The sequence below is a fragment of the Aquiflexum sp. genome (assembly GCF_977115555.1).
Genome location: NZ_CDSBKL010000232.1, coordinates 1 through 6,504 on the forward strand (window position 1 = coordinate 1; position 6,504 = coordinate 6,504).

5 protein-coding genes are annotated in these 6,504 nt (G+C 42.4%); 4 read left to right on the plus strand and 1 reads right to left on the minus strand.

Annotated elements, in window-relative coordinates; all coding sequences use genetic code 11:
- Positions 1–15: 15 nt before the first annotated feature.
- A complete protein-coding gene (locus ACZFYI_RS13500; RefSeq protein WP_462524657.1) occupies positions 16–1,047 on the plus strand; it encodes a sugar phosphate isomerase/epimerase family protein in 1,032 nt (343 codons plus the stop codon).
- 208 nt (positions 1,048–1,255) lie between these two features.
- Positions 1,256–2,419, plus strand: a complete 1,164-nt coding sequence (locus ACZFYI_RS13505; protein WP_462524658.1) for a Gfo/Idh/MocA family protein — start codon at positions 1,256–1,258, stop codon at positions 2,417–2,419.
- Between the two features lie 62 nt (positions 2,420–2,481).
- On the opposite strand, the gene ACZFYI_RS13510 is transcribed toward ACZFYI_RS13505, so the two are convergent.
- Positions 2,482–3,087 carry a DUF2911 domain-containing protein gene (locus tag ACZFYI_RS13510; RefSeq protein ID WP_462524654.1) on the minus strand — a complete coding sequence of 202 codons (606 nt, stop codon included), beginning with the start codon at positions 3,085–3,087 and terminating at the stop codon, positions 2,482–2,484.
- A gap of 150 nt (positions 3,088–3,237) precedes the next feature.
- On the opposite strand from ACZFYI_RS13510, the gene ACZFYI_RS13515 reads away from it, so the two are divergent.
- The gene (locus ACZFYI_RS13515; RefSeq protein WP_462524655.1) at positions 3,238–3,954 is read left to right on the plus strand and encodes a 4'-phosphopantetheinyl transferase family protein; all 717 of its coding nucleotides are present in this window, start codon (positions 3,238–3,240) and stop codon (positions 3,952–3,954) included.
- A gap of 47 nt (positions 3,955–4,001) precedes the next feature.
- The gene (locus tag ACZFYI_RS13520) at positions 4,002–6,206 is read left to right on the plus strand and encodes a S9 family peptidase (protein ID WP_462524656.1); all 2,205 of its coding nucleotides are present in this window, start codon (positions 4,002–4,004) and stop codon (positions 6,204–6,206) included.
- Positions 6,207–6,504: the final 298 nt, after the last annotated feature.

Genomic DNA, 6,504 nt, shown 5'->3' on the forward strand with positions numbered 1-6,504 from the left:
ATAACCATAAATATTATGTCCCAAAATAACTATCCAAAATTACACAATGCGACTTGGCCGGGTATTGTGGGCAAAGGCCCGGATTCAGAGCCAGTTATTTCCTTTGATGACATGCTGCAGTATACCGCCGCTGCCGAAGTCAATGGCGTAAAGTTTGACGGTATTGATATCGGACTTTTTGATCCGCATATCGATCTGGATATGTCTGACGACGGTATCAAAAAGCTGGCAGAAAAAGTCCAGAAACTCAACCTTAATATCGGAAGTCTTGTCGCTCCCATCTGGGGTGGCCCTGCTATGGGAAGTAAGGAAGACCGCGCACTTTTTGTGGAAATGGTCCGAAAATCATGTGTTTTCGGTCAAAAACTGAAAGATCTTGGCGTGAGACCTTACGGAATCGTAAGGATCGATTCAGCTAGTAGTGTAGAAAACTGGGCCAAAGATCCGATTAATAACACCAAACTGATTGCACAAACGTTCCGTGAAGCCTGCGATGTGGCCGCAGATTTTGGAGAAAAACTTGCTGCTGAAGGTGAAATCTGCTGGGGAGGCATGCACAGCTGGAGAGCGATGGTAGACACCCTTGATCAGACAAACAGGCCAAACATCGGATTCCAGGCAGACATGTCCCATACTTTCCTATACATGTTGGGCTACAACAGTCCGGATGACAGGATTCTTCCTAAGGATTTTGATTGGAATGATAAAGGGGCATTGGATGAGGCTTTCAAAAAATTGACCAAAGCACTCAGGCCTTGGACAATTGATTTCCATGTGGCTCAAAATGACGGAACTGTTTTTGGTTCGGGTTCGCATGACAAAACGGGCAGACATTGCCTTGCCAATGATCCAAATGGCAAATTGGACATTGCAAGAGATGCCGGATATTGGCTTAGGAATGCAGAGGGAGAACTGACCAAAGCTTTCCCACATATCTGTTGGGATGGCTGTATGTTTCCCAATGCAGTCATGGGTAAGCAACAGACCTGGAATGATATCCTGGCCAAAATGATCGAAGTGCGCAATGCCCATGGATGGGTTGGGTAAGGAGGAAGTGGGAAGTACGAAGTGGGAAGTAAGAGGCAAGAAGTAGTAAGTAGAAAGTGAAAAGTGGAGAAAATGGCATCTAGGAATTTGTTTCTATCCATGGCAAATTCAATCCTCTAAACTTTTGAACTTTGAAACATTCAAACCTTCTAACCCTTTGAATCTTCCAATTTTTCAATTTTGAAATTTTCAAATCTTTAAATCCAAAATAATGACCAAAAAACATATAAGAATCGGACTCATAGGAACGGGCTTGATGGGTAGAATTCACACCAACGCCTATAAGCGAATCCCTGACTTTTTCCCTGAATTTGAATACCAGCCGGTTTTGCAGGCTGTATGCGCAAGGAGGGAAGATAAGGTCAAGGCCTTTGCGGAACAGTGGGGTTATGTATCCTATGAAACAGACTGGAAGAAAATCATAGCGAGAGACGATATTGACGCTGTGGATATCTGCACTCCAAATGCTTCCCATGCAGAAATAGCCATTGCTGCCGCAGCAGCTGGAAAGATGATCCTTTGTGAAAAGCCCCTTTCCAGGCCTTTGGAAGAAGGCGAGAAAATGGTAAAAGCTGTAGGCGAAGCAGGTATCCCAAATACTGTTTGGTACAATTACAGAAAAGTACCGGCAGTGACTTTGGCCAAGCAGATCGTGGATTCGGGCAAATTGGGTAAAATATTCCATTACCGCGCCAATTTCCTCCAGGATTGGACCATCAATCCCGAGCTTCCTCAAGGCGGAGATGGGCTCTGGAGATTGGATGTAGACGCTGCAGGTTCGGGTGTGACGGGAGACCTTTTGGCGCATTGCATCGATACGGCCATGTGGCTTAACGGCGGCATCAAAGATGTGTCAGCCATGACCGAAACTTTCGTCAAAGAAAGGGTTCATCAGGGAAGCGGACAGGTTCAGAAAGTCGGCATTGACGATGCCTGTATTTTTCATTGTCACTTTGGAAATGGGTCTCTTGGGCTTTTTGAAGCCACCCGGTATGCAAGGGGGCACAAAGCCCTTTATACCTTTGAAATAAACGGGGAACATGCCTCAATCAGATGGGATTTGCACGACTTGAACTGGCTGGAATATTTTGACCATAAGGATGATCCGCATGTGAGGGGTTGGAGGAAAATCCACATCACCGAAGGTGAGCAACCTTACATGAAAAGGTGGTGGATACCGGGGACCTCGATTGGATATGAACATTCATTTATCCACCATGCCGCCGACTTTTTCCATAGTTTGGAAACAGGAGAACCTTGTTCACCGACATTCAAAGATGCCTATGAAACCCAAAAAGTCTGTCAGGCGGTACTTGATTCGGCAAGTTCAAGAAGCTGGAAACATACCGGTGTTGATTGGACTGAGAAGTAAAATTAACGGCATAAAAAAACCTCCAAAAAGGAGGTTTTTTTATGCTTCAAACTGGATTTTTTTTAGAACGCTCCTTTGAAGCCTTCCATTTTTTGGTCAACCTGTGTGTCCACCATAAAAGATAACCTTACTTTGTCCCAAGACATTGTCACTTTGGCTACTTTATTATTTTCAGCAGAAATGGTGTAAGTGAGTCTTTCCTGAGAATCAGCAGCCATCATTGGAGTCACTTTCATTGAAACAGCATCATCTTTGGCAACAGCTTCCTCGTCGATTTTTCCATCTTTCATGTAGGCGAAAACTGAATTTCCTTTACCATTAAGGTGGACAGTCCATTCTCCTGAGGCCATAGGTGTGATAAAAATGGAATATTTGCCGGCACGTAGATTTTTGCCGCCAACACTCACTCCTGTACTGAATTCAATGATTGTCGTGGCATTGGCACCTGCCCTCCAGGTTACGCCATACTTTTCGATCTCCCCAAAAATCTGTCTTCCTTTCACAGCAGGAGAAGAATAATCAATACTGATTTTGGTGAATCCTACATTTTGTGATACAAAGGCAGCAGGGCTGGCAGCAGGAGATTGTAATTGTGCAACTGACTGCACAGTTCCTGCCAAAAACAACATCAAGGTAAGTGCAAAGAAATAGATTCCGGTTTTTTTCATGATTTTTTGTGATTTGGATTTATATGGTTTTGAAATGTGAAGATACGATAAGAAACTTAAATGCTAGCTCTAAACTACCATAAGAAATTTCCAAAATTTGGTAATACCATGGAAATAAAACATTTTTGTTTCTTTTAAAAATGGAGATCCATGAATTTTAATCAAATAATCCATTGGCAGGAAATCCATCCTGTTTGGAGAAAATTTGAGGTCACTCCTCTTTCTGAAGAGCTTCATATTATCAGAATTGGGATTTCGAAGAACATCAAACGGATATTAAGCCATACCGAATTATTATCCAAAGAGGATTCGAAAAAATCAGAACGGATTGTCAGGGAAGAGGATAAACATATTTTTTTGGCAAGTACTATATTTAAAAAAATCCTTTGTGGTCTCTATCTTGGCTGTGAACCCCAATCTGTGGAGTTGGAAGTAAATGAATTCCATAAACCCAAAATCAGAAAAAGGGGAGACATTCATTTCAACACTTCACATTCCGGAGATTGGCTTGTTTTTGCTTTCTCCTGCCAGCCCTGCGGCATAGATGTGGAAAGGATCAATTATGGTTTTGACTTTTCTTCTGTTTTAGACATGTCTTTTCATCCTGATGAAATTGGTTTTATTCAAAATTCCTCCCAACCTCCCATCAATTTCTTCAGAATATGGACAATCAAGGAATCTATTTTAAAAGCCTTGGGAACAGGACTGACAGATAACCTAAAAGAATTGAATACACTCGAAGAATTGTCTAAATTGCCCACCAAGAATGATGCTTTACACATCAAAAGTTTCCTGATTGAAAATACCTATTGGTGCAGTGTTTGCTATATTGACCCATTTTCAAAAATAAAATACTTTGAGTTTTGAAATAACAGAACCGTATCCCCATTTATCCAAAAACAAAATCAATCCTTATGAAGCCGAATAATCCACTAAAGTTGTTTTTTATTGTCTTGGCGTATTTTTTTATCCTCAACACCTTTGCCCAGCAGGGCGAAATCAAATGGTCAAATGATGGCACAGCTTATTTCAGTGTCGAACAAAACGAGATCGTCCAATACACCTTGCCAGCAAACGAAAGAAAGGTACTGGTTAGCAAACAACAACTCACTCCTTCAGGGAAAAGCGAGCCTCTAAAATTGGATATGTATGCTTTCTCGGATGACAATTCCAAGCTGCTCATTTTCACCAATTCCAAACAGGTTTGGAGAATCAATACCAAAGGGGATTATTGGGTTTTGGACTTGACAGACAACAGCCTGAAACAATTGGGAAAATCAAGGCCGGAATCTTCCCTGATGTTTGCAAAAATTTCACCTGATGGTACCAAGGCCGCCTATGTCAGCGAATATAATATCTACTTAGAAGACCTTGCCACACAAACCATCACCGCGCTTACCAAAGACGGTTCCAGAAAATTCATCAACGGTACTTTTGATTGGGTCTATGAGGAAGAATTTGCTTGTCGTGACGGTTTCCGATGGAGTACAGACAGCAAATCCATTGCCTTTTGGCAACTCGATGCTGAGGGAACACGGGATTATTATATGATCAACAATACGGATTCTGTTTATTCCCAAGTCATTCCAGTCGAGTATCCCAAAGTCGGAGAAAGCCCTTCAGCGGCAAGGATAGGAGTCATTGACATTGCTACCTCCAAAACAAGATGGATGGATATCGAAGGTGATTCAAGGCAGCATTACCTCGTGAGGTTGGAATTCATCCCAGGTACAAATGAATTTTTGGTTCAACAACTTAACCGCAAGCAGAACGAAAGCAAAATCCTTAGGGTCGATGCGGCTTCCGGAAAAACAAAACTTATTCATTCAGAAAAAGATCCTGCTTGGGTAGAAGTCATGGTCCCGGGGGAAAATACGTATGACATAGACTTCAAGCATCCCATGCATTGGCTTGCAGGTGGAAAAGAATTCCTTTGGTCAAGTGAAAAAGGAGGATGGAGACAATTGTACAGGGTCAGTACCGACGGGACCAAAGAGGTTTTGGTCACGCCGGGAAGCTATGATGCCATTTCATTAAAAGGCTATGATGAAAAAAGCGGGTTTGTTTATTTCATTGCCTCACCGGAAAATGCCACCCAAAAATACCTGTACCGTACCAGATTGGATGGCAAAGGAAAATTGGAAATGATCACTCCGGAAGGATTTCCTGGAACGCATAGCTATAACCTTTCTCCTACAGCAAAATTTGCGCAGCACCGTTTTTCCAACCATTACACCAGACCTTTAGGTGAAATGGTCAGCCTTCCCAAGCATCAGGCTTTGAATGAAAAGGAAAGCATTGCGGCCAAACTCCCCTCTGCCCAAGTAGAAAAAACAACGGAGTTCTTCAAAATAACCACGGAAGAAGGAGTAGAAATGGACGGTTGGATGGTGAAACCAACAAACTTTGATCCTTCCAAAAAATACCCGGTTGTATTTTATGTCTATACCGAACCTTGGGGAGCAACCGTTGCCGATGGGTTCGGTTCTTCCAGAAACAGGTTGTACAAAGGTGACATGCGCCAAGACGGATACATCTACATCTCCTTGGACAACCGTGGCACGCCTGCACCAAAAGGCAGAGAATGGCGCAAATCCATTTACAGAAAAATCGGCGACATCAATATCCGCGACCAAGCCCTTGGTGCAAAGGAAATCCTGAAGTGGTCTTTTGTGGATCCTGAGCGGATTGCGGTTTGGGGTTGGAGCGGTGGCGGCACTGCCACGCTTAACCTGATGTTCCAATACCCTGAAATCTACAAAACAGGAATTTCCATCGCCGCAGTGGCCAATCAGCTCACTTATGACAATATTTATCAGGAAAGATACATGGGATTGCCACAGGAAAATCTTGAGGATTTTGTGAACGGTTCACCGCTATCCCATGCCAAAAACCTTCAGGGTAACCTGCTATACATCCACGGGACTGCCGATGACAATGTCCATTACCAAAATGCCGACATGCTTATCAATGAATTGATCAAGCACAACAAGCAATTTCAGGTTATGCCCTACCCCAACAGGTCACATAGTATTTCTGAAGGTCAAGGCACTTTCCTTCACCTTTCCACGCTATACACAGACTACCTCAAGAAATATTGCCCTCCCGGAGGAAGGTAAAATTGGTGATTTAAAAGGGTGAAAACTCACATGATTTTAATCATCTTTTTGAAGCCAATCCCTGGACTCTGGATCAAAATATTCAATTTGGTCATTTTACGAAAAAGTGAAATGACCAAAAATTGGGCTATATAAAGGTTTTTTTAAGATGGAATAAATTTTATCGACAAAAATAGAAACGGAAAATGATAAGCAAAACAAAGGTTGCTTTTTCCCTTCCAAATCGATCTCGCCCTTATTTTCAAAAAAACCATTAACTTTAAAATGCTGATTTATTTGACCCAAATAACAGTCTAAA